The 16,394-nt window shown below is 38.5% G+C and carries 14 protein-coding genes and 2 riboswitches; of the genes, 1 reads left to right on the forward strand and 13 read right to left on the reverse strand.

Features of this window, described 5'->3' with window-relative positions; genetic code table 11:
- Positions 1-54 precede the first annotated feature (54 nt).
- Positions 55-900, reverse strand: a complete 846-nt coding sequence (locus AC4D4A_RS04485; RefSeq protein WP_490994788.1) for a DUF72 domain-containing protein — start codon at positions 898-900, stop codon at positions 55-57.
- A 140-nt stretch (positions 901-1,040) separates the two neighbouring features.
- Positions 1,041-3,644 carry a bifunctional acetaldehyde-CoA/alcohol dehydrogenase gene (gene adhE / locus AC4D4A_RS04490; RefSeq protein ID WP_490994789.1) on the reverse strand — a complete coding sequence of 868 codons (2,604 nt, stop codon included), beginning with the start codon at positions 3,642-3,644 and terminating at the stop codon, positions 1,041-1,043.
- Positions 3,645-4,007: 363 nt separating this feature from the next.
- Between adhE and AC4D4A_RS04495 the strand changes: the two genes are divergently transcribed.
- The gene (locus AC4D4A_RS04495; RefSeq protein ID WP_490994790.1) at positions 4,008-4,313 is read left to right on the forward strand and encodes a c-type cytochrome; all 306 of its coding nucleotides are present in this window, start codon (positions 4,008-4,010) and stop codon (positions 4,311-4,313) included.
- Positions 4,314-4,404: 91 nt separating this feature from the next.
- Here AC4D4A_RS04495 and AC4D4A_RS04500 read toward each other — a convergent pair whose 3' ends face one another.
- The 11 genes from AC4D4A_RS04500 to AC4D4A_RS04550 form a co-directional block, all read right to left on the reverse strand.
- The gene (locus AC4D4A_RS04500; protein WP_490994791.1) at positions 4,405-5,286 is read right to left on the reverse strand and encodes a mechanosensitive ion channel family protein; all 882 of its coding nucleotides are present in this window, start codon (positions 5,284-5,286) and stop codon (positions 4,405-4,407) included.
- A gap of 424 nt (positions 5,287-5,710) precedes the next feature.
- Positions 5,711-7,108, reverse strand: a complete 1,398-nt coding sequence (gene sufB / locus AC4D4A_RS04505; RefSeq protein WP_490994792.1) for a Fe-S cluster assembly protein SufB — start codon at positions 7,106-7,108, stop codon at positions 5,711-5,713.
- A gap of 64 nt (positions 7,109-7,172) precedes the next feature.
- Positions 7,173-7,607 carry a Fe-S cluster assembly sulfur transfer protein SufU gene (gene sufU / locus AC4D4A_RS04510; RefSeq protein WP_066106504.1) on the reverse strand — a complete coding sequence of 145 codons (435 nt, stop codon included), beginning with the start codon at positions 7,605-7,607 and terminating at the stop codon, positions 7,173-7,175.
- Positions 7,597-8,826 carry a cysteine desulfurase gene (locus tag AC4D4A_RS04515; RefSeq protein WP_490994793.1) on the reverse strand — a complete coding sequence of 410 codons (1,230 nt, stop codon included), beginning with the start codon at positions 8,824-8,826 and terminating at the stop codon, positions 7,597-7,599. Before AC4D4A_RS04515 ends, sufU begins: the two co-directional genes overlap by 11 nt.
- Positions 8,826-10,130 carry a Fe-S cluster assembly protein SufD gene (gene sufD, locus AC4D4A_RS04520; RefSeq protein WP_490994794.1) on the reverse strand — a complete coding sequence of 435 codons (1,305 nt, stop codon included), beginning with the start codon at positions 10,128-10,130 and terminating at the stop codon, positions 8,826-8,828. Before sufD ends, AC4D4A_RS04515 begins: the two co-directional genes overlap by 1 nt.
- Before the next feature lie 17 nt (positions 10,131-10,147).
- The gene (gene sufC / locus AC4D4A_RS04525) at positions 10,148-10,933 is read right to left on the reverse strand and encodes a Fe-S cluster assembly ATPase SufC (protein ID WP_490994795.1); all 786 of its coding nucleotides are present in this window, start codon (positions 10,931-10,933) and stop codon (positions 10,148-10,150) included.
- Between the two features lie 359 nt (positions 10,934-11,292).
- Positions 11,293-11,445: a YuzK family famiily protein gene (locus tag AC4D4A_RS04530; RefSeq protein ID WP_175354290.1), complete on the reverse strand. Its 153-nt coding sequence runs from the start codon at positions 11,443-11,445 to the stop codon at positions 11,293-11,295.
- A 293-nt stretch (positions 11,446-11,738) separates the two neighbouring features.
- Complete coding sequence (locus tag AC4D4A_RS04535) at positions 11,739-12,572, reverse strand: MetQ/NlpA family ABC transporter substrate-binding protein (RefSeq protein ID WP_490994796.1); 834 nt, start codon at positions 12,570-12,572, stop codon at positions 11,739-11,741.
- A 12-nt stretch (positions 12,573-12,584) separates the two neighbouring features.
- Entirely contained in the window at positions 12,585-13,253 is a 669-nt protein-coding gene (locus tag AC4D4A_RS04540) for a methionine ABC transporter permease (protein ID WP_490994797.1), read from the reverse strand.
- Complete coding sequence (locus tag AC4D4A_RS04545; RefSeq protein ID WP_066106481.1) at positions 13,250-14,281, reverse strand: methionine ABC transporter ATP-binding protein; 1,032 nt, start codon at positions 14,279-14,281, stop codon at positions 13,250-13,252. The genes AC4D4A_RS04540 and AC4D4A_RS04545 overlap by 4 nt, the downstream gene beginning before the upstream one ends.
- Positions 14,282-14,394: 113 nt before the next feature.
- A riboswitch (SAM riboswitch) is annotated at positions 14,395-14,507 on the reverse strand.
- Between the two features lie 95 nt (positions 14,508-14,602).
- A complete protein-coding gene (locus AC4D4A_RS04550) occupies positions 14,603-15,922 on the reverse strand; it encodes an O-acetylhomoserine aminocarboxypropyltransferase/cysteine synthase family protein (RefSeq protein WP_490994798.1) in 1,320 nt (439 codons plus the stop codon).
- Between the two features lie 87 nt (positions 15,923-16,009).
- A riboswitch (SAM riboswitch) is annotated at positions 16,010-16,118 on the reverse strand.
- Positions 16,119-16,394: the final 276 nt, after the last annotated feature.

Genomic DNA, 16,394 nt, shown 5'->3' on the forward strand with positions numbered 1-16,394 from the left:
AATAAATTCCTCGCGATGTTCCTACCAGAGGTGGGAGACTTCTGCTGAATCAAGTTAAAACAAATCCATTTGTCTCGGATTTAAATCTTGATAGCTTATCCCAAGCATTTGTTGAAATTGCTTTGCATTACCAGCGGCGTCTCCACCGGAATTATTGTTAAATAAGACAATAATATCCCTTGTATCCTTTGCTAACTCCTGGATTCTCATTCTCCATTCAAGCAGCTCTTCTTCATTGTATTTATATAAATACCGAACTTCGCGCCAATTTGCATCATTCGGTTTATTCCAGCCATACACATTTCTTCCATGCATCCGCACAAGCGTAAGTTCAGAATCTGTTGCAACTGGTACAGTTGGGATTGACCCCTCGCCTGCTTGCGGTTCATCCACAATCGAATGAATCCACCCTTCTTCTTTCATAAAGGACAAGGTTGCTTCACGATATTTCTCACTAAACCATGATTGATTTCTGAATTCCAATGCCACCCTACAATCGCCCATCATTTCCTTGCAATACCTTAAATAACTAACATTTTCTTTTTTACAATCAAACCATGGGGGAAATTGAAACAAAACCAAGGCCAGCTTATTCGCATCAATGTACGGTTTTAATGAATCCGTAAAAGCATGGAACATGTCTTTTTTTGATTCAAAGGGGATATCGCCACGCTGATGGCCTGTCATTCCTTGATAGGCTTTGACTATAAATTTAAAAGAATCCGGTGTCTCTTTAACCCATTTCTCAGCGTTCCTAATCGGCTGTACTGCGTAAAAGGAGGCATCAACTTCCACTACCGGAAAATGGCTGCTGTACTCAGCCAGCTTATCTTTAGGCTTAATAGTTGAAGGATAAAGGGTATCATGATCACCCCAACCGGTTACACCAATATAAATCATAAAGGATCTCCTCCTACGTCATATAATAGCATACGAATACAGATCCTTGGTGATTGGTGCTCCTATGTTTTGGAGGAAGACATTTTAATCCTATATACAAAAAAGACGGCACATTCCATGCCGTCTTTTGTACCAAAGAATTAAACTCCTTTGTACGCTTCTCTTAAGATTTCTTCCAGTTCACTGATTAGAGGTAATTTTGGATTGGCAGTTGTACATTGATCTTCAAATGCACGCTCTGCTAATATTTTTACATTTTCCTCAAATCTTTCTTCAGTGATTCCTTGTCCTTTAATGCTCATATCTATTTCCAACGATTTACCCAGCTCAGTGACAGCCTCTATTAATGACTGAACCCCTTCTTCAGTTGTGCTTGCAGGTAATCCCAGCATTCTGGCTATTTGAGCATATCGCTCATCCGCACAGTAGTATTCATATTTAGGGAAGAGCGCATGTTTTCTTGGACGAATGGCATTGTAACGAATAACATGCGGCATAAGAATCGCATTAGAGCGGCCATGCGGGATATGGAATTCAGCTCCAATTTTATGTGCCAGGCTGTGATTAATACCAAGGAAGGCATTGGAGAAGGCCATCCCTGCCATACAGGATGCATTGTGCATTTTCTCACGAGCTTCCTCATTCGCTCCGTTATGGTAAGCTGTTTTTAAATTATTAAAGACTAGTTCAATAGCTTTTAAGGCTAAACCATCTGTATAATCATTTGCCATTACAGATACATAAGCCTCAATGGCATGTGTTAAAACGTCCATCCCTGTATCAGCTGTGATATTTTTAGGAACAGTCATGACAAACTGGGAATCCAGGATTGCTACATCCGGTGTTAAGGCATAGTCAGCCAACGGATACTTTACATTTGTTTCTTTATCCGTAATAACCGCAAATGGCGTTACTTCAGAACCAGTACCGGAAGTGGTCGGGATGGCAACAAATTGAGCTTTTTCACCTAAGTCAGGATATTTATACGTACGTTTCCTGATATCAATGAATTTTTGTTTAATGTTAAAGAATGATGTTTCCGGTTGTTCATAGAATAACCACATGCCCTTAGCTGCATCCAGTGCAGAGCCACCGCCCAAGGCGACAATTACATCCGGCTCAAAGCTATGCATTAATTTAGCACCCTTGAACACTGTCTCATCAGATGGATCCGGCTCAACATCTGCAAACATTTCGATTGCTTCAATCCCTTTATTTTTCCATAAATATTCTTTAACAATATCCACATAACCAAGGCTTACCATACCTGGATCCGTTACAATAAAGGCACGTTTGATTCTTCTCATTTTTGCTAGATACTGTGTGGAATATTTCTCAAAATAAATTTTTGGCGGCAATTTAAACCATTGCATATTATTACGACGCTGTGTCATCTTCTTCACGTTAATCAAGTGAGTAGCTGATACATTCTCAGAAACTGAGTTATTTCCATAAGAGCCACAGCCAAGTGTTAAGGATGGAATGAAGGCATTATAGATATCACCAATTCCGCCTTGAGCAGATGGCGAATTTACAATAATACGACAAGCTTTCATTTTTATTCCGTATTCTCGTTGGATTTGTTCATCTGTGCTATGAATAACAGCCGAGTGTCCAAGACCACCTAAGTTCAGCATATCCATACATGCACCAAAGCCCTCTTCCGTAGATTTAACACGGATACACGCCAATACCGGACTTAATTTTTCACGAGATAAAGGATATTGTGGACCTGCACCTTCAATTTCGGCAATTATTATTTTTGTATGCTCAGGTACCTTAATTCCAGCCATTTCGGCTATTTCATTAGCAGATTTCCCAACAATATGAGCATTAACAGCACATGATTTTTCATCAATCACAAGACGTTCAAGTTTCTTTAATTCTTTATCATTTACAAAATAGCAGTTATTTTTTATAAACTCTTGTTTAACCTCTTCATAGATTTGATCATCTACAATAATAGCTTGCTCAGAGGCGCAGATCATGCCGTTATCAAAAGACTTCGATAAAATAACATCATTGACTGCACGTTTTACTTTAGCTGACTTTTCAATATAACAAGGTACGTTACCAGGACCAACACCGAGTGCTGGCTTACCTGTAGAGTAAGCTGATTTAACCATTCCTGCTCCGCCTGTCGCAAGCACTAATGCGATATCTTTATGATTCATTAATTGCTTTGTAGCTTCAATCGATGGGTGCTCAATCCATTGAATACATCCTTTAGGAGCACCTGCAGCTACGGCTGCATCATGCAGGATTTGCGCCGCCTTCTTGGAGCATTGCTGTGCTGATGGATGGAAAGCAAATATAATTGGATTACGTGTCTTAATAGAAATTAAAGCTTTAAACATAGTAGTAGAAGTTGGATTCGTAACTGGTGTGACACCTGCAACAATTCCGACAGGCTCTGCAATTTCCATAACACCTGTTTGTTGATCTTCACGAATGACACCAACCGTTTTATCGTATTTAATGTTGTGCCAAATATATTCCGTTGCAAACATGTTTTTAGTACATTTATCCTCATAAATCCCTCTGCCAGTCTCTTCAACCGCCATTTTAGCTAAAAGCATATGTTGATCAAGACCAGCAATTGCCATTTGATGAACAATCTCATCGATTTTTTCTTGATCAAATGTTTCAAATGTATGCAAGGCCGATTTTCCATTTTCGATTAACTCTTCAATCATCTCAGATACTTTTAGGACTTCTTCTATTTTTTCTTCTTTAACAGCCATTTCAATTTCCTCCTTATAGAAAACCTAGTGTTGGTCGTAAATAGTCCCACAGGGATAAAACACGTCCCTATTAGCCAAAAAAATTATTGAACATCCTATCTGACAATTTAATTTTATCAGATTATTTAAAATTAGTCTGTAAACAAATTGTGAACACCTTCACCTTATTATTTGTGAAATACTTCACATACTTATTATATGCCTGCTTTATGTAATTGTCTAATTGTTATCATTATTTTTTTGATTTTGATTCCTTTGTCATAGATCCACTTTTATGGGATTGACAGATAAGTCTTTATATTGACAAAATAATAAACTCAAGTAAAGTAATTCTTAAATAGAACTGAAGGGAGAATGATTCCTATGTACAAAAAAGCCCTCTTACTGGCAGGCTTAGTTTTTTCTTTAACTGCATGCTCTTCTAGTAATGAAGAAGAATCTCAAAAACCACAAACAGAAGAAGAAAAAATATATGCCAATAACTGTGCTTCCTGCCATGGCAATGCTTTAGAAGGCTATGCCGGACCAAAGCTTGAGGATATCGGAAATCGTATGAGTAAGGATGAAATCCTGGATATAATCAATAACGGTGCGAAAGGAATGCCTGCAGGCATAATTAAAGGCGAGGATGCAGAGAAAGTTGCGGCATGGCTTGCTGAGAAAAAGTAGAATAGAAATTTAAAGAGAGATTTGGAATCAATGGTTTAATGAAAATTAAACAGCACTAAGAAATGCCGTTACCACTGCGTAACGGCATTTCTTAGTGTTCTATATAATCCTTTTGTCTATCTTGTACGGCAAATTGTTGCGATGCTAAACCAATACGATTTTCATACATTTTCTGCGCCATAACTTTCTTAGCCATTTGAGCTGCTTCCATATAGTACTCATCGCTTACTGTAGCTTTGATTGAAAATCGTAAGCCATACGGACTGCTATCTAATGAAGATAAGCCATGAACTTGATAGGGTTCGAGATATTCTCCGTTTAAATCAGTTTTGAGATAATGGATTTGCTTTTGGTTGAGTTCATCACATACCTCAACAAGTAACTCTTCTATTTTTGCAGGATTCTCTTGGAAACTAACAATTACGCTCTCAAAAATTCTTCTCCTTTCAACATTTCCGTTTTCTACTTTGCGAATTTCACCATTCGGAACTGTCATTAGTTTTCCGTTAAGTAATCGGATTTTCACCACTCTAAATCCCATATCCTCTACTGTCCCACCATCTATTTCCCCATTTACGTGGACAAAATCCCCTCGCTGAAATTGTTTTTCGAATATCATAAAAAACCCTGCCAGAAGATCAGTCATAATTTTTTGGGCACCCAGTCCAACTACAATTCCTACCACTCCGCCGGCAACCAGTATATTTTTGATATCCACGAAGGGTTTAATCATGGCAAGAATAATAATAAAGAAGCCCAAATAATTAGATGTGTTGCGTACAACAGATTCGATTGTTTGTTCCTTTTTCTCACTCAAAAAATTTGTATGCTTAAAGAACTTGTGAAGAATAAACCTGACGAGATAAATCAAAGCATAGGTGATGATAACAGTGTATAGGATCGTTAGTCCATAACTTTTGAGCTGAGGCCAATCAATGCTGAAATTATTTTGTAACCTATTTAAAAGATCCATTCCCATCCCCCATAAAAACTAGAATAGTATGAAGATTACTAAATACTACTAAATACCCCGTTGATATCCAAGTGATATTAATTGCTTTCTTTAAAAAAATCATACTTCAAGAGTACCTACCTTTCTGATATCTTTACTACCTCTTTCCTGCAGGCATAGCTGTTGCATAGGTGGACTATAGATGACTTCCTACACCTTTCTCTCACCTTTCCTGCACCTTTACCCTGGTATAGGTGGGGCATAGCTGCGCTATAGGTGGACTATAGATGGCTTCCTACACCTTTGTCACACCTTTCCTGCACCCTTCCCCCGGTAAATGTGGGGCATAGGTGGACTATAGTGATTCCCTTCATCTTTGGAGACAAAAAAAAGAATCCGAAAATAAATTCGGATTCTTAATATAGTGGAAATTGTTGTATCAGTATTAACCGATAGAACCTTCCATCTCAAATTTAATTAATCTGTTCATTTCAACTGCATATTCCATTGGAAGTTCTTTTGTGAATGGCTCAATGAATCCCATAACGATCATTTCTGTTGCTTCCTGTTCTGAGATACCGCGGCTCATTAGATAGAAGAGCTGCTCTTCAGATACTTTGGAAACTTTCGCTTCATGCTCAAGTGAGATATTATCATTGTGGATTTCATTGTATGGAATCGTATCAGAAGTTGATTGATTATCCATAATAAGCGTATCACACTCGATATTGGAGCGTGCTCCATCTGCCCTTTTACCAAAGTGTACAACCCCACGATAAGATACCTTACCACCATGCTGAGAAATGGATTTAGATACAATCGTAGAAGATGTATTTGGAGCTAAGTGAATCATTTTAGCACCTGCATCCTGGTGTTGACCTTTACCTGCAATAGCAATGGAAAGCGTCATACCACGGGCACCCTCACCGCGTAAAATACAAGCTGGATATTTCATGGTAAGCTTGGAGCCGATGTTTCCATCTACCCATTCCATTGTACCGTGAGCATCTACTACTGTACGTTTAGTAACAAGGTTATACACATTGTTTGCCCAGTTTTGGATTGTTGTGTAACGGCAATAAGCATTTTCTTTAACAATGATTTCAACAACAGCACTGTGAAGTGAATTTGTTGTATAAACAGGAGCCGTACAGCCTTCTACATAATGTACGGACGCATCTTTATCAACGATGATCAAAGTACGCTCAAACTGACCCATGTTTTCAGAGTTAATACGGAAATATGCTTGCAATGGTGTATCTACTTTAATACCTGGTGGCACATAGATAAATGATCCACCAGACCAAACTGCAGAGTTCAATGCAGCAAATTTATTATCAGATGGCGGAATTACTTTAGCAAAGTGTTCACGGAAAAGATCTTCATTTTCACGTAAAGCGGAATCTGTATCTTTGAATACGATTCCCATATCTTCTAAGTCTTCCTTCATGTTATGGTACACAACTTCAGATTCGTATTGAGCTGATACACCGGCTAGGTATTTTTGTTCAGCTTCAGGAATACCAAGTTTGTCAAATGTACGTTTAATTTCCTCAGGAACTTCATCCCATGATTTCTCAGACTTCTCAGATGGTTTTACATAATACGTAATCTCATCAAAGTTTAATTCTGAAAGATTGCCTCCCCATTGTGGCATTGGCATGTTATAAAAATGTTCAAGAGACTTCAAGCGGAAGTCAAGCATCCATTGTGGTTCGTTCTTCATACGAGAGATTTCTTCAACAATCTCTTTAGTTAAACCGCGTTTAGAACGAAAGATGGAAACGTCCTTATCATGAAAGCCATATTTATAATCACCGATATCAGGCATTTTTTTAGCCATCGATCGCTTCCTCCTTCTTACTTAGTTTTATCTGTCTTTACACTGTCAGCTAAAACATGTCATTTTAGTTTTCGTTAAGCCCTTTTTCCATAGCTTTCCAAGCAAGTGTCGCACACTTAATACGTGCTGGAAATTTACTCACACCTTGAAGGGCCTCTATATCACCAAGATCAAGATCGCCTTCGTCATATTCCTTGCCCTGTATCATGTTCGAAAATATACCAGCAAGCTTTAATGCTTCCTCACTGCTTTTGCCTTTGACGATTTGAGTCATCATGGAAGCTGATGACATAGAGATGGAACAACCTTCTCCATCAAACTTTGCATCTTGCACAATACCATCCTCTACTTTAAGTGTAAGATGAATACGATCTCCACAAGTAGGGTTATTCATATCTATCACAAGACTGCCGTCTTCCAGGCTTCCTTTATTTCGTGGATTTTTATAGTGATCCATGATCACTTGCCTGTAAAGGGTATCTAAATTATTAGAAGCCATTACTGAAATACTCCTTTGTTTTAACGAGTCCTTCGACTAAACGGTCGATATCTTGTTCTGTATTATATACATAAAAACTTGCTCTCGCCGTAGACGAAGCTTTTAACCATTTCATAAGCGGCTGTGCACAGTGATGCCCGGCACGAATAGCTATTCCATCTGCATCCAGAACGGTAGCGACATCATGCGGATGAACATCCTCAAGGTTAAAAGTTACTACACCCGCTCTTGATTCCGGATTTTTAGGTCCATAGATTTGGAGCCCATCTATACTTGATAATTTATCAAGTGCATAAGCAGCAAGCTTATGCTCATGCGCCTCTACATTATCAAGACCAATCTCATTCAAGAAATCAATTGCAGCTCCAAGTCCAATGGCACCTGCAATGATTGGAGTACCGCCTTCAAATTTCCAAGGCAGCTCTTTCCATGTAGAATCCTGCAATCCTACAAAATCAATCATCTCTCCGCCAAATTCGATCGGTTCCATATTCTCGAGGTATTCCTTTTTCCCATACATGACACCAATGCCAGTTGGTCCACACATTTTATGTGCAGAAAAGGCAAAGAAATCACAGTCAAGATCCTGAACATCCACTTTCAAATGCGGAGTGCTTTGCGCACCATCTACAACCATTACTGCTCCATTTTCATGGGCAATTTTCGCAATCTCTTTAACCGGATTGATGACACCAAGCACATTCGATACGTGCATAACTGAAACAATTTTCGTGTTTGAAGTAATCACTTCTTTGACTGTTTCAAGTGAAATAGTACCGTCTTCTTCAAGCGGAATATATTTCAATGTCGCACCGGTCGTTTTAGCTACTTGCTGCCATGGAATGATATTACTATGATGTTCCATCATACTGATAACAATTTCATCACCAGCTTTAAGGTTAGCTTTCCCATAGCTGGCAGCAATTGTATTAATCGAAGTCGTTGTCCCTCTTGTAAAGACAACTTCTTCGATGGATTTCGCATTAATGAACTTTCTTACCTTTTCACGTGCTCCCTCATAAGCATCCGTGGCCATCGTTCCAAGTGTGTGAACACCACGGTGTACATTAGAGTTATACCGTTTGTAATACTCATCAATAGTCTGAATAACGGATATTGGCTTTTGCGAAGTTGCAGCACTGTCCAAATATACTAATGAATGACCATTGACTTTCTCATTTAAAATTGGGAAAAGTTCTTTAATATTCGTCGGAATCATTATTTAACTTTCCTTTCAATTACCTCAGTCAACTGCTTTTTAACAGCTTCAACAGGTAATTGATTTACTACTGGGGCAAGGAACCCATGGATAATTAAACGTTCTGCTTCTGTTTTACTAATCCCTCTGCTCATTAAATAATAAAGCTGAATTGGATCAACACGGCCTACAGAAGCTGCGTGTCCAGCTGTTACATCATCTTCATCAATTAACAGAATAGGGTTTGCATCCCCACGCGCTTTCGGGCTAAGCATTAATACTCTGGATTCCTGTACAGCATCAGCTTTAGTGGCACCATGTTCAATCTTACCGATCCCATTAAAAATGGAGGATGCTTCATCCTTCATAACACCGTGCTTCAGAATATATCCATTTGAGTTTTTACCAAAATGAACAACTTTAGTTGTAAAGTTTTGAGTTTGTTTACCAGTACCAACCACTACTGTTTTAGTATCTCCATATGAACCATTACCATGTAGGTTTGTAATATTCTCTGAAATAGTATTGCCATCGTTCATTAAGCCCAATGCCCATTCCACTCGTCCATCATTTCCTACATATGCATTACGGTTTACATAGGTTTTCATATCTTTTGATAATGTATCAACTGCACCATATTTAACAACTGCATTGTTGCCGACGATAACCTCGGAAATGATATTTCCAATAGTCTCTTTCCCGTCAACCAATGAAATATAGTTTTCAACGTACGTTACGGAGCTGCTCTCTTCAGCAACAACAAGTACGTGATTATATAATTCAGTCTCAGCATTATCAATCATGAAGATAGCTTGGATTGGTTCTTCAATAACCACATTGCGTGGGATATAAAGAAAAGCTCCACCATTAAAGAGTGCTGCATGCAAAGCTGTAAGCTTATTCGTTTTTACAGGGACACTTGTAGTCATGAAGTATTTTTGCAAAAGTTCAGGATGTTCTATAGCAGCAGTCCTGATATCTGTAAAAATAACACCTTTATCTTTAAGTTCCTGAGATACTGTCAAATAAGCAGCTGTATTGTTTCGTTGTACATATAAACTTCTATTCTCATCTGGATTGATCAGCTTTTTCACGTCTTCAGCAAGTTCATCGATAGATGCAAATGTCTCGCTTGTAACGGAGTTCACTTTCATATCCTCTAATTGCCATTTATCAATCTTCGTTTTATCAGGTCTCGGCATAGGTAGCTCAGCTGAGGCAGAAAGGGCGTCTATACGGAAGCTTTCAAGCCAGGCAGGCTCACTATGTGCTTTTGAAAAAGAAGATACAACGTCTTTTTCGAGTAATGTAGTTTCGATTGTCATAACGATCCTCCTATTGCTTATGCTTCAATTCCTACTGTTTCGTCTTCAATACCTAATTCTTTTTTAATCCAGTCATATCCTTCTGCTTCCAAGCGTTGCGCTAGTTCTGCTCCACCGGATTTCACAATTTTACCTTGCATCATTACGTGAACATGATCTGGAGTAATGTAGTTCAATAAGCGTTGATAGTGAGTAATCATTAGGCAGCCAAAATCTTCGCTTCTCATTTGGTTAATTCCTTTGGAAACAACTTTCAGAGCATCGATATCTAAACCGGAGTCGATTTCATCAAGAATCGCAATGGCTGGTTGCAGCATTAATAATTGAAGGATTTCATTACGTTTCTTTTCACCGCCGGAAAAGCCTTCATTTAAATAACGTTGAGCCATATCTTGATCCATTTCTAATAGATCCATTTTTTTATCCATTTCTTTAATGAATTTCATTAAGGAAATTTCGTCTCCTTCTTCACGTTTACTGTTAATAGCAGAACGCATGAAGTCGGCATTAGTAACCCCAGTAATTTCACTTGGGTATTGCATTGCTAAAAATAGACCGGCACGAGCACGTTCGTCAACTTCCATTTCTAGAACATCTTCACCGTCCATTGTGATGGAACCACTTGTTACTTCATATTTTGGGTGACCCATGATAGCAGAAGACAATGTAGATTTTCCTGTACCATTTGGCCCCATAATTGCATGGATTTCTCCACCTTTAACTTCAAGGTTTACCCCTTTAAGAATCTCTTTACCTTCTATTGCAACATGTAAATCTTTAATTGTAAGAACTGAACCAGCCATTCTTATACCTCCAATATATAGTCATCTAAAGTTTTAGATTATTTCTATTCTCAATTTATTCTCATTACAATCTTATAACAAATCAAATCTAGATTCAACTTTTTGAAACGAGAGAATTACATAAAATGGACATAATATTTTAACATAATACTTAGCATTACTGACATTATAATGTTAATTTTCACGAAAGAAAAGAACCAGCATGATCTTTACCAACCAACCTAATTTTAAAGACGCCAGTATTATTTTCGCAGCTAGTTGAAAACATAAAAACAGGTAGAGGAGAAAACTAATTTTTCTTCCGCTACCTGTTTTTATGATTATCACTTTTAGAAATATTCACTTTATCACTGATTCATTTACCCATGGACTCTTCTATTCACATCATTTAAGATTTGATTACTCTTCATATAACTACGTTCACGCTTCTCTTCTACTTTCATACGCACTTCAAGATTCTGACTGTAAACTTCATAGCCAACTCCATGTGCCTGCCTCATCGCTTTTTCCATTTCATCTGTTACTCTAAGCTGTAACTGATTGTCAAAGATAATGAATCATTCCTTTCCATTTATTATAATAAGGGTATCACTTTACAGAAGAACCCTCAAAGTCTATATACCACACTGAGCACATCTTAAAAGTGATATTGCGTATTTCTTCTAGGAAATCCTTGATTATCCTGAAAAATAATACCAGAGAAGAAAATAATTCATTCAAAAGCATCTTACAAATGCTTTTTAAGACACCTATTATATAGATGAAAAAGGTGCAGCTAAATGAATAGCTGCACCTTCCTTGTTTATTATTCATTTGATGGGATAACAGATCCTTTGTAGGTTTCATTAATGAAATCCTGGATTTCTTTAGAATGAAGAACTTCAACCAATGTTTTAATTTCATCCTTATCCTTGTCCTCGGATCTAACGGCAATAATGTTTACGTATGGGTTGTTATCAGCACTTTCCAATGCAATCGCATCTTCTGATGGTACAAGATCCGCTTCAATTGCATAGTTGGAATTAATCAGTACTGCGTCGCCTTCGTCATTATTGTAAACCTGCGTAAGCATAGGTGCTTCAATATCCGTTTTAAACTTTAGTTTCTTCGGATTTTCCGCAATATCATCGACCGTTGCTGCTGTTTTATCAATGCCTTCTTTTAGCTTTATTAATCCTTCTGTTTCCAGCATAGATAGCATACGTCCATGGTCAGCTACTGAGCTGCTCATGATGATGCTTGCGCCTTTTGGAAGATCATCGAGGCTGTCATATTTTTTGGAGTAGACACCAATTGGTTCGATATGAATCCCGCCTGCATTGGCGAAATCATAACCATTATCCTTCACTTGACTCTCAAAATAAGGGATGTGCTGGAAATAGTTAGCGTCAATTGAGCCATCTGCCAAAGCTTTATTCGGCATTACATAGTCTGTAAATACTTCAACTTCAAGTTTAATACCTTTTTCTTTCAGAAGAGATTCTGCTTTCTCCAGAATTTCCGCATGTGGAACATTTGAAGCACCAATTTTAATCGTTTTTAGCTCTTTGTCCCCTGAATTGGATTCATCACCTGAACCACCACAGGCTGCCAATAAAAGGGTTAATCCTAAAACAAGTATGAACGATAACTTTTTCACTTTGGTTCCTCCCTAGCGCTTATCTATTTTTCTTGTTATAAAATCTCCAATAAATTGGAGAATAAACACAATAATCAACACTAAAATAGTAGCAACAATCGTGACATCTGTCTGTCCTCGGCTAAACCCTTCCAAATAGGCAAGGTTTCCAAGTCCACCCGCACCAATCATACCGGCCATCGCTGTATAACCTACCAGCGCAATTGCCGTAACTGTGATACCAGAAACAAGCGCAGGCAGAGATTCTGGGATTAGCACCTTCCATATGATTGTAAAGGAAGTAGCCCCCATCGATCTTGCTGCTTCGATTACACCTTTATCAATTTCACGCAATCCAATCTCAACCATTCGCGCATAGAATGGAGCAGCACCGATAATTAATGCTGGCAAAGCCGCATTGACACCGATAATACTTCCTACTAAAGCCTTTGTGAAAGGAATTAACAAGACGATTAAAATAATAAATGGAATGGAACGGAATATGTTAACGAAAGCACCTACGATTCCGTAAATCACTTTGTTTTCCCACATATTCCCCTTTGAGGTCAAGAATAATAGTAGACCCAATATAATTCCAAGGAAAAAAGTTGCGATTAATGAGACACCTGTCATATACAAGGTTTCCCATGTCTTTTCATAAATTCGTTCCCAAACTACATTTGGTAATAATGTTTCCATCATTCTGAAATCACCTCCACACCAATTTCCTGATTGTGGAGATAGTCAATTGCTTTTGCCACTTCAGCAGCATCACCGTCTACATGAATAAATAATGTTCCATAGGACCCGTGCTGAGTCTGCGATATTTTACCCTGCAATATGTTTACATTGATTTTGTAAGAGCGGATAACCTCTGATAAAACAGGGGTTTCAGCTGATTCACCAATAAAGGATAATTGTACAACTTTACCCGTCGGATATTCAGCAAGCAAATGCTCAATCGTCTCTTTCGTTTCTTCTGGCTCAGTCACTTGCTGGACAAATCGTTTAGTAATCGGAGCATTCGGTTTTTTAAATACATCAAGTACTTTTCCGCTCTCCACTACTTTCCCCATCTCCATCACAGCAACGCGATGACAGATTTTACGAATAACATGCATTTCATGAGTAATTAATACGATTGTCAAGCCAAGCCTTTTATTTATATCAACGAGTAAATCCAAAATATCGTCTGTAGTCTGAGGATCAAGTGCTGATGTCGCCTCGTCACAAAGAAGAACCTGCGGATTGTTCGCTAATGCACGCGCTATACCGACTCGCTGTTTCTGACCGCCGCTTAACTGAGACGGATAAGCATTTTCACGGCCATCCAATCCTACCAGACTTACAAGCTCCTTTACTCTCTCTTTACGTACCTTGCTTGGTACCCCTGCAATTTCTAAAGGAAACTCTATATTTTCACTGACTGTCCTTGACCAGAGGAGATTAAAGTGTTGGAAAATCATACTTATTTCCATTCTGGCTTTTCTTAATTCAGCGCCCTTTATAGCAGCCATATCTTTGCCTGCCACCAAGACACTTCCTTCTGTTGGCTTCTCTAAACCGTTCAGCATTCTAATGAGAGTACTTTTTCCCGCACCGCTGTACCCGATAATTCCAAAGATCTCGCCCTTTTCAATAGACAATGAGACTTGATCCACTGCTTTGACAGCTGATGAACGTTTAAATGTTCCTGAGAAGGTCTTCGATACATCACGTAATGTAATCATGAAAAGTTCACCTGCTCTTTCTATCAACCTATAATTAAAGAATAACTTCAGTTAAACAAAAATGCCTTTCTGCGGAGGCAGAAAGGCATGATTAATTTATAACATGTTCCTTTCTCTCATCTCCCAGGATCTATTATCCTGTGTGAATTGGCACCTTTTCAATCATAAATGATTGCCGGTTGCCGGGCTTCAAAGGGCACAATCCCTCCACCGCTCTTGATAAGAGTACATAAACTATTCAATTAATTCTAACTGTCTGCTATCCTATCATGTTAAAGAAAGAACTGTCAACACCAAAGTCTGCATAGCATATTCAATATGTTATTTCACAGCCGCCTCAGCGGAAGCTATACCTGTTGCTTTTTCAATAGCAAGCTCCAATTCTTCAATTAGATCTTCTGCATTTTCAATTCCAACAGACAGTCTGATTAAATCCTCCTGCACACCAGATGCTTTTAATCCCTCTTCACTTAATTGCTGATGAGTCGTGCTTGCCGGATGGATAATTAAGCTCTTTGCATCCCCCACATTGGCCACATGGGACCACAGTTCAACGGAATCAATCAGTTTTTTACCTGCCTCGCGTCCACCCTTTATTCCAAAAACAACGACTGCTCCAGCACCTTTGGGTAAATATTTCTTCGTTTTTTCGTAATCAGGGTGATCTGAATCTCCTGGATACAAGACCCATGATACAGCCGGATGCTGTTTTAAATAATCAACTATTAATCTCGTATTGGCTATATGCTCCTTCATCCTCACATGCAGAGTTTCCAATCCGAGAATAAATTGAAAGGCATTGTACGGGCTTAAGGAAGGACCTAAATCTCTCAACAGCTGAACTCTAGCCTTCACAATAAATGCTGCTGCACCAATTGCTTCACTGTAAATCAGATCATGATAACTTGGATCCGGTTCTGTAAAGCCCGGAAATTTAGATGAATTCCAGTCAAACTTCCCTCCATCGACTATGACCCCACCTAATGTGGTTCCATTTCCAAGCAGCCATTTCGTAGCTGAGTGTACGACGATATCCGCTCCAAACTCAATCGGACGTGATAAATAAGGAGTAGCAAATGTATTATCAATGATTAATGGAATTCCAGCTTCATGAGCAATTTCCGCCACCCGTTCAATATCAAGAACCTGCAGGCTTGGATTTCCAATCGTTTCTCCAAAAATAGCTTTGGTCTTTGAAGTAATCGCTTCTCTAAAATTTTCTGGATCACTTGGATCCACGAACCTTACGTTAATACCATACTTAGGAAGAGTATTGGCAAATAAATTGTAGGTTCCGCCATATAGAGTGGATGCAGAGATAATTTCATCACCTGCTCCCGCAATATTTAGAATGGAGAGTGTTATAGCTGCAGCACCACTTGAAACAGCTAAAGCTCCAATGCCACCTTCTAATTCGGCTATGCGTTCTTCGAATACACTTGAAGTGGGATTATGAATTCTAGTATAAATATAGCCAGATTCAGCTAATCCAAATAAATCCGCAGCATGATCTGTGTCTTTAAATAAATAAGCATTCGTCTGGTAAATCGGCACGCTTCTCGCTCCAGTTACCGAATCCTGCTGCAATCCTCCGTGTATACCTACTGTTTCAAACCGATACTTCTTTTCTTCATTTGCCATTCTACATCTCTCCATTTCATTTTAAGTAGAGAAGTGAGTAAATGAAAAAACCTCTTCATATAAGAAGAGGCAGGCATTTTCCATCTCTCCTTATCTCCCGGATTTATTTGTATCCGCAGGAATTGGCACCGTGTATTATAAAAATACCGGTTGCCGGGCTTCAACGGGCCAGTCCCTCCACCTCTCTTGATAAGAACCAAGTATTAAGTTGTTAAAACTATAGCATATGGGGAAATTTGAGTCAACTGATTATTCTGAATTTTTAATTATATATCAAGAGGCTTACCTTTGCTATATTTTATAAAAATCCGCCTGCAGTTAGCCACTCAGTAAACGTCTGATTAGTTATATTACAGGCTATTGGGGAGAATTCTACAATCTATTAAAACTTCTGACATAGACAGCGTAAGATAAAAACAGCACCTTTAAGAGATTCTAGTTAAATATTGTATCGACATATTTCCTGAGAAAT

This window comes from Pradoshia sp. Z5_111 (assembly GCF_058267535.1).

What these genes read in the sequence shown, in the direction of transcription:
- AC4D4A_RS04545 (WP_066106481.1), bottom strand. Translation starts at nt 14,281, where the DNA reads ATGATTACATTACGTGATGTATCGAAGACCTTCTCAGGAACATTTAAA.
- AC4D4A_RS04550 (WP_490994798.1), bottom strand. Translation starts at nt 15,922, where the DNA reads ATGGCAAATGAAGAAAAGAAGTATCGGTTTGAAACAGTAGGTATACAC.
- sufB (WP_490994792.1), bottom strand. Translation starts at nt 7,108, where the DNA reads ATGGCTAAAAAAATGCCTGATATCGGTGATTATAAATATGGCTTTCAT.
- sufD (WP_490994794.1), bottom strand. Translation starts at nt 10,130, where the DNA reads ATGACAATCGAAACTACATTACTCGAAAAAGACGTTGTATCTTCTTTT.
- sufU (WP_066106504.1), bottom strand. Translation starts at nt 7,607, where the DNA reads ATGGCTTCTAATAATTTAGATACCCTTTACAGGCAAGTGATCATGGAT.
- AC4D4A_RS04500 (WP_490994791.1), bottom strand. Translation starts at nt 5,286, where the DNA reads ATGGATCTTTTAAATAGGTTACAAAATAATTTCAGCATTGATTGGCCT.
- AC4D4A_RS04540 (WP_490994797.1), bottom strand. Translation starts at nt 13,253, where the DNA reads ATGATGGAAACATTATTACCAAATGTAGTTTGGGAACGAATTTATGAA.
- AC4D4A_RS04515 (WP_490994793.1), bottom strand. Translation starts at nt 8,826, where the DNA reads ATGATTCCGACGAATATTAAAGAACTTTTCCCAATTTTAAATGAGAAA.
- AC4D4A_RS04495 (WP_490994790.1), top strand. Translation starts at nt 4,008, where the DNA reads ATGTACAAAAAAGCCCTCTTACTGGCAGGCTTAGTTTTTTCTTTAACT.
- sufC (WP_490994795.1), bottom strand. Translation starts at nt 10,933, where the DNA reads ATGGCTGGTTCAGTTCTTACAATTAAAGATTTACATGTTGCAATAGAA.
- AC4D4A_RS04530 (WP_175354290.1), bottom strand. Translation starts at nt 11,445, where the DNA reads ATGGAAAAAGCGATGAGGCAGGCACATGGAGTTGGCTATGAAGTTTAC.
- adhE (WP_490994789.1), bottom strand. Translation starts at nt 3,644, where the DNA reads ATGGCTGTTAAAGAAGAAAAAATAGAAGAAGTCCTAAAAGTATCTGAG.
- AC4D4A_RS04485 (WP_490994788.1), bottom strand. Translation starts at nt 900, where the DNA reads ATGATTTATATTGGTGTAACCGGTTGGGGTGATCATGATACCCTTTAT.